Source organism: Sphingomonas sp. RIT328 (assembly GCF_000632225.1).
Classification (GTDB): Bacteria; Pseudomonadota; Alphaproteobacteria; order Sphingomonadales; family Sphingomonadaceae; genus Sphingomonas; species Sphingomonas kyungheensis.
Genome location: NZ_JFYV01000001.1, coordinates 263,724 through 284,569, shown reverse-complemented (window position 1 = coordinate 284,569; position 20,846 = coordinate 263,724). Strand labels below are relative to the sequence as shown.

General features: G+C 67.3%; 24 protein-coding genes. 16 read left to right on the top strand and 8 right to left on the bottom strand.

Features of this window, described 5'->3' with window-relative positions:
• Nucleotides 1-10 precede the first annotated feature (10 nt).
• From BW41_RS19930 to BW41_RS21330, 16 genes are all read left to right on the top strand, one after another.
• Nucleotides 11-478 (top strand): phage tail tube protein, encoded by a 468-nt coding sequence (locus BW41_RS19930; protein ID WP_051583165.1) that lies wholly within the window; start codon nt 11-13, stop codon nt 476-478.
• The gene (locus BW41_RS01370) at nt 475-1,026 is read left to right on the top strand and encodes a hypothetical protein (protein WP_037530533.1); all 552 of its coding nucleotides are present in this window, start codon (nt 475-477) and stop codon (nt 1,024-1,026) included. The genes BW41_RS19930 and BW41_RS01370 overlap by 4 nt, the downstream gene beginning before the upstream one ends.
• Nucleotides 1,027-1,292: 266 nt before the next feature.
• Nucleotides 1,293-4,493, top strand: coding sequence for a phage tail tape measure protein (locus tag BW41_RS19925; protein ID WP_051583164.1), 3,201 nt, complete (start codon nt 1,293-1,295; stop codon nt 4,491-4,493).
• 12 nt (nt 4,494-4,505) lie between these two features.
• On the top strand, nt 4,506-5,102 hold the full coding sequence (locus tag BW41_RS19920; protein WP_051583163.1) for a hypothetical protein: 597 nt from the start codon (nt 4,506-4,508) through the stop codon (nt 5,100-5,102).
• Nucleotides 5,099-5,674 carry a hypothetical protein gene (locus BW41_RS01355; RefSeq protein ID WP_152542039.1) on the top strand — a complete coding sequence of 192 codons (576 nt, stop codon included), beginning with the start codon at nt 5,099-5,101 and terminating at the stop codon, nt 5,672-5,674. The genes BW41_RS19920 and BW41_RS01355 overlap by 4 nt, the downstream gene beginning before the upstream one ends.
• Nucleotides 5,671-6,063 (top strand): DUF6950 family protein, encoded by a 393-nt coding sequence (locus BW41_RS01350; RefSeq protein ID WP_037530529.1) that lies wholly within the window; start codon nt 5,671-5,673, stop codon nt 6,061-6,063. The genes BW41_RS01355 and BW41_RS01350 overlap by 4 nt, the downstream gene beginning before the upstream one ends.
• Nucleotides 6,064-9,195: a phage tail protein gene (locus BW41_RS01345; RefSeq protein WP_037530528.1), complete on the top strand. Its 3,132-nt coding sequence runs from the start codon at nt 6,064-6,066 to the stop codon at nt 9,193-9,195.
• Nucleotides 9,192-9,497 (top strand): hypothetical protein, encoded by a 306-nt coding sequence (locus BW41_RS01340; protein WP_037530526.1) that lies wholly within the window; start codon nt 9,192-9,194, stop codon nt 9,495-9,497. Before BW41_RS01345 ends, BW41_RS01340 begins: the two co-directional genes overlap by 4 nt.
• Nucleotides 9,497-10,231 carry a hypothetical protein gene (locus BW41_RS01335; RefSeq protein ID WP_037530524.1) on the top strand — a complete coding sequence of 245 codons (735 nt, stop codon included), beginning with the start codon at nt 9,497-9,499 and terminating at the stop codon, nt 10,229-10,231. The genes BW41_RS01340 and BW41_RS01335 overlap by 1 nt, the downstream gene beginning before the upstream one ends.
• A 37-nt stretch (nt 10,232-10,268) precedes the next feature.
• Complete coding sequence (locus tag BW41_RS19915) at nt 10,269-11,777, top strand: hypothetical protein (protein ID WP_051583162.1); 1,509 nt, start codon at nt 10,269-10,271, stop codon at nt 11,775-11,777.
• A 64-nt stretch (nt 11,778-11,841) separates the two neighbouring features.
• A complete protein-coding gene (locus BW41_RS01325; protein ID WP_152542037.1) occupies nt 11,842-12,111 on the top strand; it encodes a hypothetical protein in 270 nt (89 codons plus the stop codon).
• On the top strand, nt 12,108-12,362 hold the full coding sequence (locus BW41_RS01320) for a hypothetical protein (RefSeq protein WP_037530519.1): 255 nt from the start codon (nt 12,108-12,110) through the stop codon (nt 12,360-12,362). The genes BW41_RS01325 and BW41_RS01320 overlap by 4 nt, the downstream gene beginning before the upstream one ends.
• 39 nt (nt 12,363-12,401) lie before the next feature.
• A complete protein-coding gene (locus BW41_RS21410) occupies nt 12,402-12,674 on the top strand; it encodes a DUF7940 domain-containing protein (RefSeq protein WP_051583161.1) in 273 nt (90 codons plus the stop codon).
• Nucleotides 12,661-13,245, top strand: a complete 585-nt coding sequence (locus BW41_RS01310) for a lysozyme (RefSeq protein ID WP_200870316.1) — start codon at nt 12,661-12,663, stop codon at nt 13,243-13,245. The genes BW41_RS21410 and BW41_RS01310 overlap by 14 nt, the downstream gene beginning before the upstream one ends.
• Nucleotides 13,242-13,643 carry a hypothetical protein gene (locus BW41_RS01305; protein ID WP_037530516.1) on the top strand — a complete coding sequence of 134 codons (402 nt, stop codon included), beginning with the start codon at nt 13,242-13,244 and terminating at the stop codon, nt 13,641-13,643. Before BW41_RS01310 ends, BW41_RS01305 begins: the two co-directional genes overlap by 4 nt.
• 55 nt (nt 13,644-13,698) lie before the next feature.
• Nucleotides 13,699-13,863, top strand: a complete 165-nt coding sequence (locus tag BW41_RS21330; protein ID WP_161773107.1) for a hypothetical protein — start codon at nt 13,699-13,701, stop codon at nt 13,861-13,863.
• A 71-nt stretch (nt 13,864-13,934) separates the two neighbouring features.
• Here the strand turns inward: BW41_RS21330 and BW41_RS01300 are convergent, their stop codons facing one another.
• From BW41_RS01300 to BW41_RS01265, 8 genes are all read right to left on the bottom strand, one after another.
• Nucleotides 13,935-14,120: a hypothetical protein gene (locus BW41_RS01300; RefSeq protein ID WP_037530512.1), complete on the bottom strand. Its 186-nt coding sequence runs from the start codon at nt 14,118-14,120 to the stop codon at nt 13,935-13,937.
• Nucleotides 14,117-14,383, bottom strand: coding sequence for a hypothetical protein (locus tag BW41_RS01295; RefSeq protein WP_037530511.1), 267 nt, complete (start codon nt 14,381-14,383; stop codon nt 14,117-14,119). The genes BW41_RS01300 and BW41_RS01295 overlap by 4 nt, the downstream gene beginning before the upstream one ends.
• Entirely contained in the window at nt 14,380-14,637 is a 258-nt protein-coding gene (locus tag BW41_RS01290) for a hypothetical protein (RefSeq protein WP_235199453.1), read from the bottom strand. The genes BW41_RS01295 and BW41_RS01290 overlap by 4 nt, the downstream gene beginning before the upstream one ends.
• Entirely contained in the window at nt 14,634-14,870 is a 237-nt protein-coding gene (locus tag BW41_RS01285; protein ID WP_037530868.1) for a YozE family protein, read from the bottom strand. The genes BW41_RS01290 and BW41_RS01285 overlap by 4 nt, the downstream gene beginning before the upstream one ends.
• Before the next feature lie 251 nt (nt 14,871-15,121).
• Entirely contained in the window at nt 15,122-15,883 is a 762-nt protein-coding gene (locus BW41_RS01280; RefSeq protein ID WP_037530508.1) for an SDR family NAD(P)-dependent oxidoreductase, read from the bottom strand.
• The gene (locus BW41_RS01275) at nt 15,883-16,452 is read right to left on the bottom strand and encodes a type 1 glutamine amidotransferase domain-containing protein (RefSeq protein WP_037530506.1); all 570 of its coding nucleotides are present in this window, start codon (nt 16,450-16,452) and stop codon (nt 15,883-15,885) included. The genes BW41_RS01280 and BW41_RS01275 overlap by 1 nt, the downstream gene beginning before the upstream one ends.
• Before the next feature lie 104 nt (nt 16,453-16,556).
• On the bottom strand, nt 16,557-17,639 hold the full coding sequence (locus BW41_RS01270; protein ID WP_037530504.1) for a catalase family protein: 1,083 nt from the start codon (nt 17,637-17,639) through the stop codon (nt 16,557-16,559).
• A 198-nt stretch (nt 17,640-17,837) separates the two neighbouring features.
• On the bottom strand, nt 17,838-20,837 hold the full coding sequence (locus tag BW41_RS01265; protein ID WP_235199452.1) for a glycosyl hydrolase family 28-related protein: 3,000 nt from the start codon (nt 20,835-20,837) through the stop codon (nt 17,838-17,840).
• Between the last annotated feature and the right edge of the window lie 9 nt (nt 20,838-20,846).

The window sequence follows — 20,846 nt, the reverse complement described above, 5'->3', positions numbered from 1 at the left end:
GGAGCATCCCATGGACGCAGACGGCAACAGCGAGGCACAGTCGGGCTACGGCACCGGCTTCTTCCTCACCCCTCCCGGCGGGGCGAAGACCGAGATCGACGAGGTCATCAAGGTCCCGTTCGCCGAGGAGACGACCGAGACCTTCGAGAAGACCCATCTTAAGTCGCCGGGCCGGCGCAAGGAATACGGCGCCGGCCTGATCGAGCCCGGCGAGGACACGCTGGAGATCAACTACATTCCCGGCAGCCCGACCGATGTGGTTCTTCGCGAGGCCCATGCGTCGGGCAAGCCGCACGCGTACGAGACCTATCTCCCGGCACCCGACGACAAGTGGTGGAAGATCAGCGGCTTCCTGATCGTCAAGTCGCGCGGCCGGGCGATCCCGATCAACGATCGCATGACGCAGACGATCAACGTCCAGTTCACCGGCGGCTCGGATGAGGCGTCAGCGGCTGCGCAGCCGGACATCGCCGGATGATCGGCGAGCAGACGTTCGATGCCGCGGGGCAGCGCTGGACGCTGTTCCTAGGCAACGCCGCGCAGTGCGCCGTCGAGGAGCACTACGGCAAGGGCTTCTTCGGCGTCGTCGCGGACGCGATCCCGGACATCGATCCGGAGACCGCGTTCGCGATCGGCACCGCCATGTCGACGGGCAAGCTGGATGGCCTGAGCATCGCCGCGGTCGAAAAGATGCAGACGGCGATGAAGACGGTGCGCCTGTCCGTGCTGCGCGACCTCGCATGGTTCGGCCTGCGCCGTCATCATGCGGACGTCACGCTGGAGGACGTCAGCGACATCGCCGACGATCTCGGTCACGAGGCGTTCGGCGACATCATCGGCAAGGCCATCCGCGCGGCGCAGGGCAAGGGGGATGGCGACGACGCCGCCCCGGGAAAGCCCCGAACCCGCGCGAGCGGACGGACTGGGAAGCCCTCGTCCACCAGTGGGCGCGCGCGGGGTTCGACGCCGGCACGTTCTGGCACCAGTGCCCGGCAACGTACGGCGCGGCCCTCCGCGGGCGGCTGAAGGCCCGCGCAGACGCATACGAACAGACGCTCTTCGGAGCGTGGAAGGGCGAGTTCTTCGCCCGCGAGGAGCGGCTGCGCGGGTTCAAGCACTACCTGTCGGCGCTGACCGCGTCGGCGAAGAAGCAGCCCGACCGGCAGTCGCCGGCGGAGATGCTCGCCGCTTATGCGTCTCGCGCCTCGGCGGGGGCGCCGATCAAGATCGAGCTTGTCGACTTCCCCGGCCGTCCCCGTCCGGGGGCCGCCTGACGCCTTCGGAGATCAACGTTGCAGGCACTGCTGGCATCGCTCGTCGTCTCGATGGGTGTGAAAGACGAAGCCTACAAGGCGGGCATGTCGGCTGCGCGCGCCGAGGCTAAGAAGACGCAGCAGGACTTCGACAAGTCGACCGACGGCATGGCCGGCGCAGTCGAACGCACGGCCAAGCGGGTCAACGAGGCGGCGGTCAAGATCGCCGATTCGGTCGCGCAGGCGGGGCAGAAGGTCCGTACCACCGGCCTCGCTCTCACGGCCGGGCTGACGCTCGGTCTCGGCGGCATGGCCAAGGTGTCGAAGGACGCCGCGTCGGACTTCCAGGCGGCGATGAACGGCGTGCATGCCGCGCTGATCAACGCCTCGCCCGAGCAGCTCGACAAGCTGCGTGATGCGGCGCTGTCGATGGGTCCGGCGGTCGGCCGCAGCGCCACCGAGGCGGCGGGTGCGATCGAAGCGCTCGCGAAGAACGGGATGAGCGCGGCCGAGATCCTCGCCGGCGGCCTCAAAAGCGCCCTCACCCTCGCCGTCGTCGGTCAGACGGATCTCAACGTCGCGGCGGACGCGACGACCGACATCATCCAGCAGTTCGGCAAGACGGCCGCCGATCTGCCGGAGATCGTCGACAAGGTCACCGGCGCGCTCGACGTGTCGAAGATGGGGATGGACGACTATCGTCTCGCCATCGGTCAGGTCGGCGGTGTCGCCGGCGGCCTCGGCTACAGCTTCGACGACATGAACACGGCGCTCGCCGCCACCGCCTCGTACTTTCAGTCGGGATCGGACGCGGGCACCTCGTTCAAGACGTTCCTGACGACCCTCAATCCGCAATCCAAGGAGGCGGAGCGCGTCCTCACCAAGCTCGGCGTGATCACGAAGGAGAACGGCAACGCCTTCTTCACCGCCGCGGGGCAGGCGAAGCCGCTCGCGGAGATAGCCGAGGTGCTGCGCCAGAAGTTCGGCAAGCTCAGCGATCGGTCGTTGCAGGACGCGATGACGACGGCCTTCGGGACGGACGCCATGCGCACCGGCATCGCGCTGATGAAGGAAGGCGCGGCCGGCATCAACGAGGTGCAGGCCAGCATCGAGAAGGTGACTGCCGGGCAGAAGATGGCGGTCCTGCTCGATGGCGAGGCCGCGGCGACGCAGCGGCTGGCGGGCGCATGGGAGAAGGCGAAGATCGCAATCGGCGACGCCGGCATCCTTCAGGCGATCACGCTGATCAAGAACACCGCCGCGACGATGATCAACGCCGTCGCGGGCGCGCCGCCCTGGTTCCTGAAGCTCGGCGTCGCCGTCGGCGCGGTGGCGGCTGCGACCGGCCCGATGATTCTTGTGATGCTGACGCTCGCCAAGGTGGCGCTGCCGCTGCTGCTGCTGCGTCTGGGTCCGATCGCACTCGGCTTCGCCGCGCTGATCAACCCGGTCGGCGTCGTAATCCGCCTTCTCGCGCAGCTCGCGTTGCAGGCCGGAGCATCGGCCATGTTGCAGGCGCTCGGCACCCGGCTGCTCGCACTGGCCGGCCCGATCGGACTGGCGGTGAGCCTGCTGACGCTGCTCGCCCCGCTGATGTTCAAGACGGCCGAGGCGTCGCAGGCGGCCAAGGACGCCGCTACGAAGCTCGACGACGCCAATTCGGCCGCGACCGATACCGCGACCCGGCTGGCGACCGCCACCGGCAAGGCGCGGGATGAGATCCTCGGCAAGGCGAAGGCGGACCGCGTCGCCGCTGCCGCCGCCATCGCCAATGCCCGCGCGAACCTCGCCGCGGCACGTGCCGAGCTGGCGCGGGCGCAGGCGCAGGCGCCAAAGCAGGACAAGTCGGTCGGAGGGGCGGCGCTGACGCTGCTCGCGACCGCCGGCTTCGATCCGACCTTGATCCTGCCCCGCACCGGCCGTGTGCAGGACGCCAAGGCGGAGGTCGCGCAGCGTGCGCAGAACGCCGCCAAGGCGGAGGCGAACTTCCGGACGATCGACGACGCGATCAACGGCGCGGAGGCGGCGGGCAAGCCGACCAAGATCGACATGGGCTTCGACGACCCGAAGAAGCCGCGTACGAAGAAGACCCGCGACACCGCCGACGATGCGGCACGAAACGAGGCAGCCTTTCAGGACGAGCTCGGCCGCTCGCGCGTCGAGCGGCTCCAGGCGGAGGCCGACCTCACCGACAACGCGCGGACCCGGTTCGCCGCGGACGTCGCCGCTCTCGAAGAGGAACGCGCCTCGTACATCCGCCAGAACCGTGTCGACAAGGATCTGACCGACGCGCAGCGCGCCAGCCTGCTCGCCGCCAAGGACCAGGTGCTGGAGCGTCGTCGTGACGTCGTCCAACAGACGCTCACGGTCGCGCTCGCGCAGGAGGGTTACGATCTCGCCAAGGCGAGGAACGATGCCGCGCAGGAGCAGGTTCGCGTGGCGATCGACGCGGCTGACAGTGTGGCGGTGCGCCGGGACGGCGAGCTGCGTCTGCTCGATCTCCAGCAGCAGCAGGAAGAGGCGGATCTCGATCTCATCCTCGCTACGAAGGCGACCGGGTCGGCCGAATGGAGCAACGCCGCGGCGCGCAAGGACGCGCTGAAGGGCGTCTACGATCAACGTCGCGCCGCGACCATGCGGGGCAATGAGACGTCGGCGCAGACCTTCATGCGGCAGATGAACATGTCCGGCGACGCCTTGAAGGAGAGCGTCGAGGATGCCGGCGTCGGTGCCCTGCACGATCTCAATACCGAACTCTCGGACGCCATCCTCGGCGCCAAGAGCCTCGGGGACGCCTTCACCAACATGGGGCGCCGGATCGTGGGCTCGCTGCTCGACATCGCCATCCAACAGGCGATCATCAAGCCTCTCGCTAACAGCCTGTTCGGCGCTGGTGGCGGGGGCGGCGTGTTCGCCTCGATCGGCAACTTCTTCGCCTCGTCGTTCGGCGGTGCGCGCAAGAACGGCGGGGGGATCTCCGCGGGCAAGTGGTACAACGTCGGCGAGAATGGCCCTGAGCGCTTCTATCCGGGGATCAGCGGCACCGTGGTGCCGAACGACGGCGGGAAGGCACGCGGCGCAGGCAACACGCAGTACATCGATATGCGCGGCGCCATGGTCGACCAGGACGTCTGGGGCAAGGTGAACCAGATCGCCACCGCGCGGGCGGGCGAAGCCTACCGCGCGTCCGCCAAGCACACCGAGAGCACGATCGCCGGCGTCGCCCGGCAGCGTTTGTAAGGGGACGGCACGATGGCACTCATCACCGTCCCCGACCAGCTCGCGATCCGTCGCCGGGTGTGGACGCTGGACCGGCCGGCGCAGGTCAACCGGTCCGACTGGACCAAGCGCCGGCAGGTCGTAACCCAGCCCGGCCCCTCGATGTGGAGCGCGACCGCCGAGATGGCGGTGCGCTGCGGCACCGACGAATGGCTGGAGGCGGAGGCGTTCCTGATCGACCTCGAAGGCCAGATCAACAGCTTCCGGCTCGAAGCGGCTGCCACGCCGCAAGCGCCCGACAATCTCATGCCGGTCGTCGACGGCGCCGGGCAGTACGGTCGATCGCTCAACCTGCGCAACGGCGTGCCGGGGATCGGCCTGAAGCGTGGCCACAAGCTGACCGTCAACGAGCAGATGGTCTCGATCTCGGCGCCGTTCGTCTTCAATGCGGCCGGCAAGGCGATCGTCACCTTCAAGCCATCGCTGCGGCTCTCGCCGTTGGATGGCACGGCCGTGGAGGTGCGCCGGCCGACCGTGCGCGTGTCGCTGGTCAGCAGCGCGATCGGCTGGACCGAGGATCTTGGCGAAGTCTTCCAGGCGAAGTCGATCGAGGTGGAGGAGGCGTTTTGACGTTCGATCCCGCCACCCTCTCCATGCTCGGCGCGGAGGTCGTTCGGCCGCCGTTCCTCGCGTGGCTGGACATCGACGGCGATCCGGTCCGCGCGACGACCTGGGAGACCTCGCTGCGGCTGACCGGCACCGGCGACCCGGATCTCGACGGCCAGCTGTTCTCCGCGATCAGCCCGACGATGGGCTCGGTGAGCGCCGTGAAGCGCGCGACCGGCGGCTCCGACACCGTGACGGCCCTGCTGTCCGGCATCGTTGGGCCGGACAGCGACCTCCTCAACGTCCTCGGCGACGAGACGCGTTGGAAGGGCCGTGTCGCGCGCCTGTGGTTCCTCACGCTCAATGCCGCCGGCGACCGCGTCGGCGCCGTCGTGCCCTACTATACCGGCCGGATGGTCGGCTTCGGGATCTCCGGATCGGCCAAGCAACAGACCGCCAAGGTCGAGATCGAGAGCTATCTCGCCTCGCTCACCTCCGCGTCGAATCGCACGTACCTCGATCAGTCGGACTTCGATCCGACCGACTCGTCAGCAGCGCTGACGCTCGCCGTCGCCAATGGAGCCAAAACCGGATGAACCGCCTGCCCGACTGGGAGACCCGGCTCGCCGGCTACCTCGAAAGCGTGCTGCATGCACCGCACGTCTATGGCCAGCACGACTGCGCGCTTCATGGCGCGAACGCCGTCCTGGCGCAGACCGGCGTCGACCATGGAACGCCGTTCAGGGGGCGATATTCGACCGCGACGGGATCGGCGCGCGCGCTCAGGAAGTACGGGGCGGGCACGCTGGAGGCGACGTTCGACCGCCATCTCGACGAAGTTCCGCCCGCGCTCGCGCGCCGCGGTGATCTCGTCCTTGCGCAGGGCTCGGTGGGAGTCTGCATCGGTGGGGAGGCCATGTTCGCCGGCGAGCAGGGCCTGATCCGGATCGCGCGCGCCGAATGGGCGCGGGCCTGGAGGGTCTGAGTGGGCAAGGTCGTCGCAACCGTCGGCGTGATCGTCGGCGCGGTCGCGCTCGCCGCGACCGGCATCGGTGCCATCGCCGCGCCCGCGCTCGCCGGCGCCGTCTCGATCGGCGGGATCAGCGCGAGCACGCTGCTGTTCGCCGGTGCGGCCTTGCAGGCGGTCGGGCAGGCCCTCATCAAGCGGCCGAAGCTGTCGGGATCGACCACCGACCGCCTCAACGCGAGCCTCGTCACGGACACGCCGCGCAAGATGGTGTTCGGCCGGACGGCGCTCAACACGGATCTGCGCTATCAGGAGTGGTGGGGCCGCGATCAGGAGTATTGCAGTCAAGTCTTCGTCGTGGCGTCGCACTGGTGCGAATCGATCGACGAGATCTGGCTCGACGACAAGCTCGCCTGGAGCGCGGCCGGCGGGGTCACTGGCGAGTTCGCTGGTTATCTCGGCGTCGCGATCCATGCTCAGGCGGTCACCGGCAGCACGTTCAACGCCGGCTGGTCCGGACGCTGGGGTCCCAACGCCGCGTTCGCTGGCTGCGCGACCCTGTATTTGCAGTTCAAGGTCACCGGCAACGGGAAGAAGGGCAAGAGCCCGTTCTCGTCGACCATCACCTCGCGCGTCACGGTCGTCGGCAAGGGCGCACGTCTTCCCGATCCCCGTTTCGATAGCACGCTCGGCGGTGCCGGAGCCGTTCGGCTCGCCGATCAGACGACGTGGGCGTGGGCGCCGAACGGCTACGAGAGCGGGCGCAATCCCGCCCTGGCACTACTGTTCTATCTCATCGGCTGGCGCATCCAGAACCCGGTGACGCGCGAGTGGAAGCTCGCCGTGGGGCGCGGCGTGCCGATCGATCGGATCGACGTCGAGAGCTTCATCACCGCGGCGAACCTCTGCGACGAGCCGGTAACGCGAGCCGACGGCACGACGGAGCCCCGCTATCGGTGCGATGGGACCTTCTCGGAGGAGGACGATCCCGCGCAGGTCATCGCCGGGTTCGAGGCGTGCATGAACGGCAAGCTGCGCGACAGCACCGGCCGCTTCGCGTTGCAGGTCCTGCACAACGACCTGGCGACCCCGGTCGTCGACTTCACTGACGACGACGTCCTCGGCGACTTCAACTGGTCCGCCGGCAACAACCTTAACGACCGGCGCAACGTCGTGCGCGGGCGGCTGACCGATCCGGCATCGCTGTATCAGCTCGTCGACTTCCCGGCGGTACGCATCGCGTCCGTCGACGGGATCGAGCGCATCGACAGCGTGGATCTCGCGCTCGTCCAATCGCCGAGCCAGGGGCAGCGCCTCGCCAAGCAGCGCCTTCAGCGCGCGCAGTACCAGGGTGCCTTCTCGGCCGAGTTCAACGCCCGCGGGTGGGCGGTCAAGGACGGCGACATCGTTCGGCTGACGTTCTCGGCGCTCGGCTTCGACAGGAAGCTGTTCCGGGTCAGCGAAGGCGTCATCGATCCCACCGGCGTCGTGCCGCTGGTGCTCGTCGAGGAGCATCAGGCGATCTACGCTTGGGACCGGGACGAGCGTGCTGCCGTGCAGGCGGCCGAGCCGAACGAATTTAACCCGCTGCTCCTCCCGATCATCGTCGCCATCGACGAGGCGGGCCGGACTGCGGAATGGCCCGCGATCGTCGGCGAAGGAAAGCCGGAGGACAACGCGACGGTCGGAGCCGTTATCGGCGAGAACTTCTTCACGGACGTCGGTGATTTAGTAGATCCGGGCGAGGTACTGAATAGTGCTGTCGATCTTCGCCCGGATGGGACCCTCGTCGTGTCGATCGGCGACACCGTCCGCCCCCTCGGCAAGATCAACCTCATTGATCTTGGTGCAGCGAACGACACGGCGCGTCGCCAGCTCGAAATGGATCTCGCCTCTCTCTCGGCGGCCGTCGCGCAGCTCGCAACCGGGCAAGCTATCGTTCAGAACGTTTTCCGGGATGCCGGCCTGTATGCCGATCCGGCGTCCGGCGTGGCCAAGTTGTTTGCAATCGAGAGCCGGGCGGAGCAGCTTAGCAAGCTCTCGGTAACGCTAAACGCAGCACTGTCGTCGATCGAACTGAAAGCATCCGTCAACTACGTCAACGAGGCGATCCTACAGGCCAAGCTGGACGGCAGCGACATTGACTTGTCTTCGATCCTCGTTCGACTGACCTCAGCAGAAGCCAATGTCTTCGGCCTTCAGGGGGCGATCCAACTAAAAGCCGACGCCACTGTGGTTACCGGGCTTCAAGGCTCGGTCACCTCCATCAACCAGTCGCTCGATGCGCTAAAAGCGGTCGTCGAGACGAAGGTCAGCCAGACGGTGGTCGACAAGATGGGCGTTCGGCTTACGCTCGCCGAGCAGACCTTGAACGCGTTCGACGGAGCTTCTCTTGCGACCACGCTGACCGCAAGTCGTCGCTTCATACCAGACGGCGATGTTGGAGGTGCGAACGATATCCTCGCGACGTTGGCCGCGTTTGACGCCGGCCAGTTTGCACTTGCTGCCATCGCCACGGCAAAGACGGAGTTGACGGCAAAGACGGACACCATCACGAGCGCGATCGCGTCGCTATCGCTGCAATTAGGAGTGCAGATCGGTGCAGTGAATGCGAACGTAAGTCGCGTCCAAGCTGCTCAGATCGAAGGCGACCAAGCCATCGCGAGCGACCTCGCCACATACAAGGCAGCGACGAATGGATCGCTCGCTCAAGTCAATCAGGTGCTAGTCGCTCAATCTGGGATCAACACCTCGGTAGCGGGGATGGTGACGTCGCTCACGTCGACCGTAGCGGGTAATACGAACACCCTGAGGGTCTACGGCGAGTCGATCGACGGCCTGAGCTCGAAGTGGGGCGTCGAGTTCAATGCCAACGGCGTAATCACCGGCTTTGCCCTCAACAATGGTTCGGGACGCACGGACGCCGCTTTCGTCGTCGACACCTTCAAGATCGCCAAGGCGAACGGCAGCAGTGCTACAGTGGTGTTCGCCGTTGCGGACGACGGCGTGATCGAGATGCGCAGCGTCCGTGCGACGAACATTGCGGTCGGCCTCGACGGTGAGGGCGAGCGACTGAAGATCACCAACAAGCTGATCTCGGGTGTGAAGGCCAACGGCAAACTGACCTTCCGTCTCGGATCGTGGGGATGACGGTCGGGCTGGAGATCTACAACGACGACGGCTCGGTCGCCTTCGGCGTCACCGACCGCGCGTTCAAGAAGGCCGGCGAAGTCCTGATCGGCGCCAACGACAGCGGTAGCGTCGCCATTCCAGAGCTTGGCGACCCCAATTACACCTTCGGCTACATGGTTCGCCCCGCCGGCGGGATCACTACGGCGAGCAACTATTCGCCGAACGTGACCCTCAACGGGATCACCGTCAGCTGGTCACCGTCGAACGTGCGGTTCCAGTCGCCGGCCCGCCCCGTCATTCTCGAATACGGGTTCTTCTGATGCCGAACGGCTGCGAGTTCTACACCTACGACACGGACCTCTTGCAGTTCAGCAGCGTCCGGCCGCCGTACATCTACCTCGGCAAGCGCGACATCGGCGCGAACATCGGCGCCCGCGCAGTCACGACGGCGCGACAGCAGGACGGTCAGGCGCCTGACTACTCCACGGCGATCGAGATATGCACCGTTCAGGCGTTCGCCGGAGCGGTTCAGGTCGCCGTGACAGGATCGAAGCTGCCGACGGAGATCGCAGTCTACCGTGACCCCTCGGACGGCGTCTGGCGCTGCCAATTTGTAGGGCTCGCCGGTAGCGCGGGATCGCTATACTTCTTCGGCCTCCATCCGGGCACCAGTCGCGGCAGCAGCGGCGCGGCGCTGGAGTTCTGGGATGACGCCGGCGCTGCGGTCATCTTCGATACGGGTTGCCGGCCGATGATGCTGCGGCAGGGGCTGACCGAAGGCGACTTCTCCGTCGCCGTGCCGGCCGGTCGCACCTGGGGCGCTTTGATGCAGGTCGGCGGCCTAGCGCGCAGCGGCACGTTCCAAGGCTCGTCATCCCAAGGCGGCCGTGTCTATGTCCGCTACGAGACGTGGGGAGCCTTCTCCGAGGGTGGGACTGTCAGTGTCCGCCGCTACACGCGCGACATCCAGCTGGCCGCCGCGGACGACACCGATGCGCCGCAGACCTACCGCGCCCCGCGCGGCATGATCGTGGATCTCACCGGGCTCGGCTGACGCCGCCCGCAATCAGCTACTCATCAGGAGCACAAGAATGGCTTGGTATCGCGCCGGTTCGGTGACGGTGACGAACGGCTCTGCCGTGGTCACCGGCGCCGGCACTTCCTTCGTCGCCAACGTCCAAGCAGGACACGCCATCAACCTGCCCGATGGGCGCGCCTACGAGGTGCTGTCGGTCGACAGCACTACGCAGCTGACGCTGGGTTCGGTGTATCTGGGCGGCACGGCTGCTGGGCAGGTATATTCGGTGCAGCCGAATCAGGGATTTGCGCAAACCGCGGCGACACGGCTCACGGAGTTTCTGACGCAGGTAAGTGGCTGGGTCTCTGGCGCGCTATCTGGGCGCTTTGGTGATGGTAACCTTGCAGCTCCCGGCATTTCGTTTTTGGCGGATCAAGACACTGGCATCAGCCGTCCGGGTGAAAACCAATTGGCGCTTGTTACGGGCGGCGTCGCTCGCGTAGTCGCGGACGCAACCGGCGCTCGTGTAAACGGCACTACCAGTGAGCTTTTCGCTATCAAGGGGAATGCAGCTCGGGGTAGCGGCAATGGCTTCGCCGCCTTCTACGACGGTTCCGGGCGCAAAGCCTTTATGGGCTATGGTGGTGGCGATGACAGCTTCTACCTAATGAACGAAATGTCGGCGACGCTTCTATTGGGAACAGGTGGCGCTGAAAGGGTTCGCATTACTGCGGCAGGTAATTTGCTCGTTGGCACTACATCCGGCAGTGCACATACCATTCAAGGCACCAGCACGGCCAACGCCTCGCCTATCATTTCCTTCACGCAACCCGGCGCGGTGGTGGTCGCAGCTGTTTACGTCGTTGACTTCAACGGCGTTGAGAGCGCGAACACCGCCAATGCTGCCATGAAGATCGGCAAGTCGAGCACCGGTCGATCACTAGCAACCAGCGGCACCATCAATGCCAGCGGCGCGGACTATGCCGAGTACATGGTCAAGGCGGATGGCTGTGGCGAAATTGCCAAGGGCGATGTCTGCGGCGTCGACGCCGACGGCAAGCTGACGAAAAGCTGGGCTGCGGCGAGCAGCTTCGTCGTCAAGTCGACCGATCCCGCTTACGTCGGCGGCGATAGTTGGGCTCTGCATCTGCCACCGCGGCCGGCCGAACCCGGAGAAGCTCCGGCTGAGCCTGAGCCTCCGTCGCTGCCCGGCGATGCTACCGATGACGATCGTCAAGCCGCCGCTACGGCGTACGGCACGGCGTGCGCTGCCTACGCTGTGGCGAAAGTCGCCTATGATCAGGCATCGGAGCGGTATGCGGCCGAATTGCCGGTTTGGGAGGCGAAACAGGAAGCGGCGCGCCAGTGCGTCGACCGGATCGCTTTCGCCGGGCAGGTGCCCGTTAACGCAATCGGTGACTTCGCGGTCGGCGACTACCTCATTGCCGTCGCCAAGGGCAGCGGCATCCGGGCTGTTGCCGTTGCTGAGACGGACATCACGTTCGAACAATATCGACGTCGCCTCGGCAAGGTCTGGGCGATCCGCGACGGTCGGCCATGGGTCGACGTCCAGCACGGTTGAGGGGCACCACCATGATCAACAGCAGCTCCGCGGCCGTTGTAGCCGCGGATGAGGCGGCAGGCACGTGAGCGTGCCATCGAGCCCACCGCCATGGTGGGCGCCATTCGTCCCGGTGATCTCGCTGATCATCGTCATCGCCGGCGTCGTGCTGGCGAGCGGCGGCTACATCGCCACGCTGAAGGACCACACCCGACGCATCGATCAGCTGGAAGCCGATGCACGAACCGACGCCAAGACGCGGACCGAGATGCTCCAGCAGCTCGATCTCCGCCTCGCGCGCATCGAGGTGAAGCTGGAGATGATGGCGCCGCCCAAGTCGGAGAAGGCGCCATGATCGACGGGGGCCTGATCGTGATGCTCATCGGCGCGCTGGCGCTGGCGATCGGCCCGGTCGAGCGCGTGCTCGCCAATCGCCGCTGGGTGCGCACCGAACTCGTCGAGCCGGTGCTGCGCCGCGCCTTTCCGCCGCCTCCGCCGCAACAGGATCTGGAGCGGCTGATCATCACCGCCGACGCCGCGCGCGAAAGCGCTGAGCTGCGCCGGTGGCAGCGGCGATCCCTGTTCCGGAAACGTCGAACACACTGATCCGCGGGCGGCCGGCTGCCGCCATCCAAGGAGACATCGATGAAACTGATCGACGGTTGGCGCCAGGCATGGCGCCTCTGGTCCGTTCGCTTGTCCGCGATCGGCGCCATCCTCATGGGGTGGGCCGCGCTCGCGCCCGATGCGCTGTTGCAGGCGTGGAACACGCTGCCGGCGGACGTGCAGGCGCTGCTCCCCGAGAAGGTCGGCAACGCTATTCCGTTCCTGCTGTTCGTCGGCACGCTGGTCTCGCGGTTCATCCTGCAGCCGAAGGCCAACGCCAAAATCGAGGAGGCGGCCAGTGGTGGCGCCTGACCGCCCTGCGGCGACGCGGACCTCGAAGCCCGGCAAGAAGACGCTGGCGGGGGTGATCGGTTCGGTCGTCGCCGCAGCAACGCTGTTCGTCGTCGTGCCGAAGGAGGAGAGCGGCCGGCAGGTCAAGGCGACCGTCAACGCCGACCAGAGCATCACCGTCGAGCACGTCGCCGGCAAGCAGTACCTCGACGCTTATCTCGACATCGTGAAGGTGCCGACCGCCTGCGACGGCATCACCAAGGGCGTGAAGATGGGGATGCGGTTCACCCCCGAGCGCTGCAACGAGCTGCTCGAAGAGGAGCTGATCGCGCATGCCGAGCCGATCGTCCGATGCGTGCCCGCGCTGAAGGGGCGCACGAACCAGGTGATCGCCGCGGTCTCGCTCTCCTACAACATCGGGACGGCGGGTTTCTGCCGGTCGAGCATCGCCCGCGTGTGGAACGCCGGGCAGTGGCGGGCCGGATGCGACCGCTTCCTCCTGTTCAACAAGGCTGGCGGCAGGACCGTGGCCGGCCTTGCCAAGCGTCGCGAGCGCGAGCGAGCGATCTGCGTGCAGGGGCTGGCGGCATGACGTGGCGGCGCTCCCTCCTCGTCGTGCTCATCTTCCTCCTCGTCATCAGCGCGCTCGCCCTCGTCATCGGTCGGATCGGCCGCCGTGCGGGCGAGGCCAAGGTGACGCAGGCGGTCGAGCGGCAGCATGCCGACAGCGTCGCCGAGGCCCGCGCCGACGAGCGGGCGGCGGCCGTCGTCTCGAACTCGATCAGCCAGCGCGTCGCCCGTGCCGACGACCTTTCCACCCGAGCCGTGAAGGCCACCATCAAGGATCTCCGCGATGCGATCGATACCGTCCCGCCTGCTGCTGCCGGCGCTCCTGCTCCTGCCGCTCCTGTCGACCGCCTGCGCGACGCGCTCAACGCCGACATCGATCGCGCGAACCGAGCGGGCGGCACTGCCGGCCCTGTCGGCTGACCTGACCCGCACGGAACGCCTGACGCCGCTCACCGCCAAGCCGTCCGGCGAGCTGGTGACGATCGACCGCAGCATCCTGTCGGAGATTGTCGAGCGATTCGCCGAGGCGATCGGTGCAGTCGAGCGGGGCAACGCTCGCGCTGTCGCCGTCGCTCTTGAGCGGCGCTGCACCTCGGCAGTGCTCGCCACCGGGCAGGCGCCGGCGGAGTGTTCGCGGTGATCAGGCGGCGGTCCGTGCGGATCGGGCTGCCGATCGCGCTGCTGCTGTGGATCGCGATCCTGTCGGTCGCGCTACTGCGTTAGCGCCTGGCGCGCGGCGACGGCGAGTTCGCGGAACGCAGCCTGCCACGTCGCGCCGGCCTCGCTCCAAGGCATCGGTCCCTCGATCCGCTCGATACGGCTGTCCCATAGCTTCTCGGCGAGGTGCTCGATCAGGGCATCATCGTCGTTGCTGGTGCACAGGAGACAGCGGCTCATCGGGGCCTCACCATGTCGGGGTGCGGATGGGGCTCGTCGACGTTCCACACGCCGACGCGCGAATAGGGGAAGCCGACGAGATCCGGCTGGAGGATTACCGTCTCGCTCTCCGGCTCGCCCATGATCCGGAGGACCAGATCTTCGGTCACGTCCTTCCGGGTCTGCTCGACGACCACGCCGAGCGCGCGCTTCTCGTATGGCTTGAGCACGGTTAGCGCGACCCAGACCTGCGTCCGCAGCTGCTCGCGGGTGAGCAGCCTCACGACTGGTCGGCCCACAGATCGCGGATGCCGAGCGCGCGTTCGGTCAGGCCGAAATAGTCCGCGAGGCGCCGATGCTCGTCGGGCCGAAGCGCGCGGGGACTGCCCTCGACGACGAACCGCCGCAGGTAGTGGGGCGGCCGATCGAGCATGCGGGACAGCGCCGCATAGCTGTCCCGGCTGCCGTCGATCACCGCCGCCAGCGCCTCGCGCGGATCGGGCGGGCCGTTGCGATGCTTGGCGGTGCCTGTGATCATGACGCCAGCCACGCGCTCTCCGCGTCCTCCAGCGCCTCCCAGTCGTCGCCGCTGGCGCGCTGCGCCTGCATCCACTTGCGGGCGTCCTCATAGGTGCCGCTCTTTGGGAACGTGCGATCCTGCGCGGCGCTGTTCGCGAGCTGGCCGACGAACCCGCCGCGCTCGCGTTGCTTCATCAGCCATTTGCCGAACGGCTCCCGCTCGACGTCGTCGTGATCATAGGCCGTGGCCATGGTCATATCCTCCTGTGACTCGCGTCATCAGTTAGATAGATGTTCCGCGTCTGTTCTCCAAGCGGTGAATGCCAGATCGGACGTGCTCGATGCCCCCGCACCCGTAACCCATTGATCTACAATGATCGGGTTTCGAGGTCGGAAGCGGCAACGGCCGTTGAAAACAAACGACTTTCCGGCTCCACGGCGAAAGCACGAGTTCGATTCTCGTAGGGGTCACCAGCGGTCTTCCCGCTCTATTGGTTCCAATGTCACGACAGCGGTGGCTGGCCGTTCGACGCGGTCAGGCCGCCGTCGACCGGCAGGTTGACCCCGGTGACATAATGCGCGTCCTCGCTGGCGAGGAAGGCGATCGCGCCGGCGATGTCGGCCGGCTCGGCGCCGCGACCGAGCGGGATCCGCTCCTCGAACTTGGCGATCAGCTCGGGCTGCTCCTTCATCCCCGCGGTCAGCGCGGTATAGGTGAGCGACGGATTGACCGCATTGACGCGGACGCCATGCTGCGCCTCGTCCATCGCCAGCGCCCGCGTGAAATTGCTCACCGCGCCCTTTGCCGCACAATAGAAACTGTGGTTCCAGTCGCCACCCAGACCCGATACCGACGAGATGTTGACGATGCAGCCCTTCGACGTGCGCAGATGTCGGATCGCCGCGCGGCTCATCTGGACGACGCCGTAGAGATCGGTCTCGATCACCTTGGTGAAGGCGCTGAACTCGCCCTCGTCGAGCTTGCCGAGATGATCGACGCCGGCGTCGTTGACGAGCACGTCGATCCGCCCGAAGCGATCGATCGTCGCCTGGACGAGCGCTTCGCAGGCGGCACGGTCGGAGACGTCGGTGGTCTGCACCGCCACCGTGCCGGGCAGCTCGTCGGCGAGGCGACCGAGCGCCGCCGCATCGATGTCGCCGAGCATCAGCGTCGCCCCTTCCTCGGCGAAGCGGCGCGCCGCCCCCTCACCGATGCCGGACGCGGCACCGGTGATCAGCACGACCGTTTCGGCGAAGCGCGCCATCACGCATTCTCCGCCTGCGCCGGATGGCGACCCTCGGCGAATTCCTCGACGAGCTTGGCGCAGAAAGCGGGCAGATCGTCGGGATTGCGGCTGGTGACGAGGCCTTTATCGACCACCACCTCCTGATCGACCCAGTTTCCGCCGGCGTTGCGGATGTCGGTCGCCAGCGTCGGATAGGAGGTGAGCGTGCGGCCCTGAAGCTGGTCGGCCTCGATCAGCGTCCACGGCGCGTGGCAGATCGCCGCGACCGGCTTACCCGCCGCGAAGAAGTCACGGACGAAGGCGACCACCGCGTCCGAACCGCGCAGCTTGTCGGCGCCGACCGTACCGCCGGGGATGACCAGCCCGTCGAAATCGGCGGCGGCGACGTCGCCGACCGCCTTGTCGACGGTATAGCTGCTGCCCGGATCGAGATCGTTATTGACGGTCTGCGCCTCGCCCGTCTCCAGGCTGATCACGGTGACGGTACCGCCGGCCGCCTCGACCGCCGCCTTGGGCTTGGCGAATTCGGGATCCTCGGTGCCACGCGGCGCGATCAGGATGGCGATGGTCTTGCCCGACAGGGTCATGATGATTCTCCTAAAATGGCTATTGGTATTCCCGAACGGTCGGGGTGCACGGCGTATCGAAGGCCGCGGGAGGATGTCCGTCAGATGTTTGCAGTCGGCGCCGCTCACTCGGCGGCGCGCATCGCCTCGTGATAGGGGCAGCCGTTGACGCGGGCGCGGAAATCGGCCGAATGGCGATAGGTCGCGTTGCGCGCGCGGTTGACGTTGCCGAGTGGCTGGTGCGCGGCAAGTCCGGTCCAGATGCTGAAGCGGCTCTGCTCGTTGATCTGCTGGACGTGGGCGTCGCTGTAGCTGTCCTGCGCCGCGGCGCGGATCGTCGCGACGCGCTGGAACGGCGCTTCCTCTTCCTGCCATTCGACCGTCGGGTCCTCGACCGGCTGGCGATCGAGATCGCGGCAGAGCTGGACCTGGAATTCCCATTCGCCGTCGATCCGCGCCATTTCCTCGCGCACCTCGCTGCGGATCGCATCCTCGCGGCCGTTCGCGTCGATGATGCGGCCGGTGAGCGCGGTCAGGGCCGGCGCGACCGGGACGATGCGGAACTTGGCGATGTAATCACCCCAGCGATACGGCGTCACCGAGAAATAGGTCTCTCCCAGCGGATCGACATTGGGCGCGCCGCCGAGCGTATCGACTGCGGGGATCTGCGCACCGACCGCGTCCAGCGCGTTATGCACGCCGCGCAGCACCGTCGACAGCACGGTCTTCGTGCCTTCCAGCCGGTCGGTGGTCTTGGCGAGCAGCTTGAGGTTGGACAGGAATGCGGCGGCGTCCTTCGCCTGGAACACCTTGCCGTTGTTGAGCACGAAATCCTGCGTCTCGCCCTCGGCGCCGGGCAGGCGCTCGCCCGCGACGTCGAACACCTTGATCGCGAGGCCGCGCGGCAGGCTGATCGCGTCGGGCAGGATATCGCCGGCGTTGGTCGAGATGCGCATCAGCAGCTTGTGCCGGCCGGGCGTCGCGAACAGACCCTGCGCCACCTCGGGCGGCAGGTCGGCGTCGATGGTCATCTCACCTTCGAGCAGCGCATGCGCCTTGGCGTGAACCGAGCGGACGGCGTGGCCGTAATCTTCCGCGGTCCGTTCGAGGATGACGTCGAACGTCTGGTTGAGGCCGGCGATCGTCTCGGCCTCGTCAGGCTTCACCTCTTCGACGTCGGGACGGTAACGGATCGGGGCGTCGGTCATCGGGCATCTCGCTGCGGGCGTTGAGGGACAAGGTCCTTTCGTCAAACCCCCGGGACGCCGCGATTGTTGCGGTACGGTTCCGGACCGATGCGCGTGGCAGCGGCGGCGGCCCGCCCCGCCCCCTGCCCGCGATCAGGCCGGCAGGGGGCGGGCGCCGCTTATCGATCGCACCGGATCGGGGCCCGGCGACGGCCCGCCCTACAGCTCCACCGCGTAGAGCGCATGGTGGGTAAGGATGAACAGCGTCTTCTGCCCCGCCCCGCCGATCACCAGTTGCAGCGGCCGTTCGGGCACGTCGATCCGACGCGTCTGCGTGCCGTCGGGCGCGTAGACGAACACCTGCCCGTTGGCGACGTAGAGGTTGCCCGCCGCATCGCGCGCAACGCTCTCGCCGCCGCGATCGGCGACCACCTTGAGGTCGGTGACCTGGCCGCCCTCGCCGACGAGACCGCTGTAGGTGCGGTTCTCCGATCCGTTGGTCAGCGTCACCCGGCCGCCCTGCGGCGCCGCGACGAAGCCGTAGGAATCGAGCGTGTCGGACCAGCGCCAGCCCTGATGATCGTCCGGCCCCTGGTTCCAGACGCGGAACGCCGGCAGCACCAGCGATCCGTCGGGCGAGACATATTCCTGCGCCTTCGCCTCGCCCATCTTGCCGGTGAAGAAGGCGCTGAGCGGCGGGTAGCTATAGGTCTTGGGGTCGATCCGGTCGGCGAATTCACCGTTCGCCCAGACGTTGACCGGCAGCAGCGTCGCCGCCTTGCGCCCGGCGCGCACCGGCGTCGGCGGGATGACGCGGACCGCGGCCGGATCGCGCGGATCGATGCTGTAGACGCTGCCGTCGCGCCCCGCCGACGACAGGACGAGCAACGATCCCGACCGGTCGACCGCGAGATTGACCGGATCGAGCGGCGCGTCGGACACCGTCGTCAGCCCCTCGCCCGCCGACCAGCCATGGATGCGCTGGAAGAAGCGATCGATGAAATAGAGCTTGCCGTTGGCATCGGTCGCCGCGCCTGCAATCGAATAGAAGCCGTCCGCGAGCTTGCGCACCCCCGCCGAGACGGGGATGGCCGGTGCGGTCGCGGCGCTGGCCGGCGCGGCCGGCACGTCGAGCCGGGCGAATTCGCGGTCGCGCACCTCCTGCTGGCGCGTCATGTCCTTGATCGCATTCTCGAAGGGGAATTTGCTCGCGCGCGTATAGGTGCCGCAGCCCTTGGCGTCGCAGCTCGCAAAGCCGCTCTCCGCATTCACATGGACGTTACGGAAGCGGATCTCGCCCGAATTGTACAGCCGCACCGCGGTGTCCATCGGCTTGATCGTGCGGGTGACGCGATAGCCGTGGTAATTGGCGAACAGGATGTTGCGCGAGTTGCGGAACTCGGTCGACACCGCATTGACGCCGTCGCGGACCTCCTGCTCGGTCTGCGGCGCGAGGAATTCCCAATTCTCGACATGGTCGAGGACGATCTCGTGGCGATAGTGATGCTCGGCCGACAGTTCGTAGACATGGCCCGGCGTCTTGGTGTTGGAGACGTAGAATCCCGCGGAGGCCAGCGTGTTGGGCGACCAGAGCGCGGCGAAGGTGCCGCCGCCGCCGTCGGTCACCCAGATGCTGGGATATTGGCCGTCGAAGCGCGCGCGCGGATCGCCGAAGCCGATCGGGCTGCCCTTGGTCAGCACGGTGCCGCCGCCGCCCTGGATCTTGACGTCGTTGACCATCGACCGCTCGCCCGCCTTCCACAGCAAGGCGGTGGCGCGCGGATTGACGCCGCCGGTCCACAGGCCGAGGCCGTGGACGATCGCATTGCCGCCCTTGGCGCTTTCGATCAGCGCCTTGGCGCTGCCGACGCCCATGAAGGCGGGCGTCTCGTCGGGCAGATAGACGTGGGTGAGGCTCGGGTGGAGCGCGATCAGCACGCTGTCGGGGCGCAGCCTGATCGTATCGGTGACGCGATAGCGGCCCATCGGCAGGTAGACGACGCGATGCGTGTCGATCGCGCGTTGCAGCGCGGCGGTGTCGTCGGTGGTGTCGTCGCCCCTGACGCCGAGGTCGTGCGCATTCGCCCAGGCCTTGACCGGCGGCAGCGCGGCGATCGCCGGCCTGGGCCGGGCCGGCACCCGCGCCAGCGGCGCCATCGTCACGTCGGTCGCATAATCGCCGATCGTGCCGAGCCCGGCGAGCTTCAGCCCATAGGAAAAGTCGCTGACCCGATAGCGGGCGCCCTTGCCCGCCACCGTCGCGCCGCTGTCGCGGAAGCGGGCGAAGGTCGGCGTGTTGATGCCGATCGCGTTGTCGAAGCCGATCTGGGTGAACACGCTCTTCTCTTCCGAGATCAGCACCGCGGTCTGCGAGACGTTCTCGAAGCGGACGTCCTTGCCCCACAGCGAATCCGAATAGCCGCGGTCGATCTCGATACCGACCGGCGTGTCGCGGATCGCGACGTTGACCAAAGTCAGATCGACCTCATGCTCGCGGATCGCCGCATCGCGCTGGCCGCTGAAATCGCTGTCGATCAGCGTGAACTGCCAGGCGGGCGAGGTCTTTTCCGACATGATGCCGTAGCGGCCGCCAAAGAAGCGCAGGTCCTCGAACTCGTTGCCAGCCTGATAGACGCCGGCGAGCCCCGATCCGATATGGAAGTCGGCATGGCGGATATAGCCGTGCTGCGCGACGCGGAAGCGGACCGCGACCGCGCCGGCATTGCCGGCCCCGATGCGGAAATCGACGTTGCTGATCGCCGAATAGAAGGTGCTGGAGGTCGCGTCGAAGATCGCGGGATCGAACGGCACGCTGGTCCGCGGCGGCACCGGCGCCTTGCCGACGCGATACTGATCCTCGCCGGTGAAGGCGAGCATCGCCGCGACGCCCTCGCCGAAGCCGGCGCTATTGTCGCCGAGCACGATCTCCGGCCGGGTCGCGCCGACGCCGAAGATACGCACCGCCGAGCGGACGAAGATCGTCCGGCTGACCCGGTAGCGGCCCGAGGGCAGGAAGACGACGCCGCCCTTGCCGCTTTCCGCAGCCGCGTCGATCGCCTGCTGGATCGCGGCGCTGTCGTCGGCGCGGCCGTCGCCGACGCCACGCACGGTGATCGCCCGCTCGTCCTTGGGCGCGGTGAGATAGACGGAGGTCGTCGCCGCCACCGCAGGCGCGGGCGCGACCAGCGCCGCCGCGCCAAGCAGCCAGATATGCTTCAAGGCCAGTCT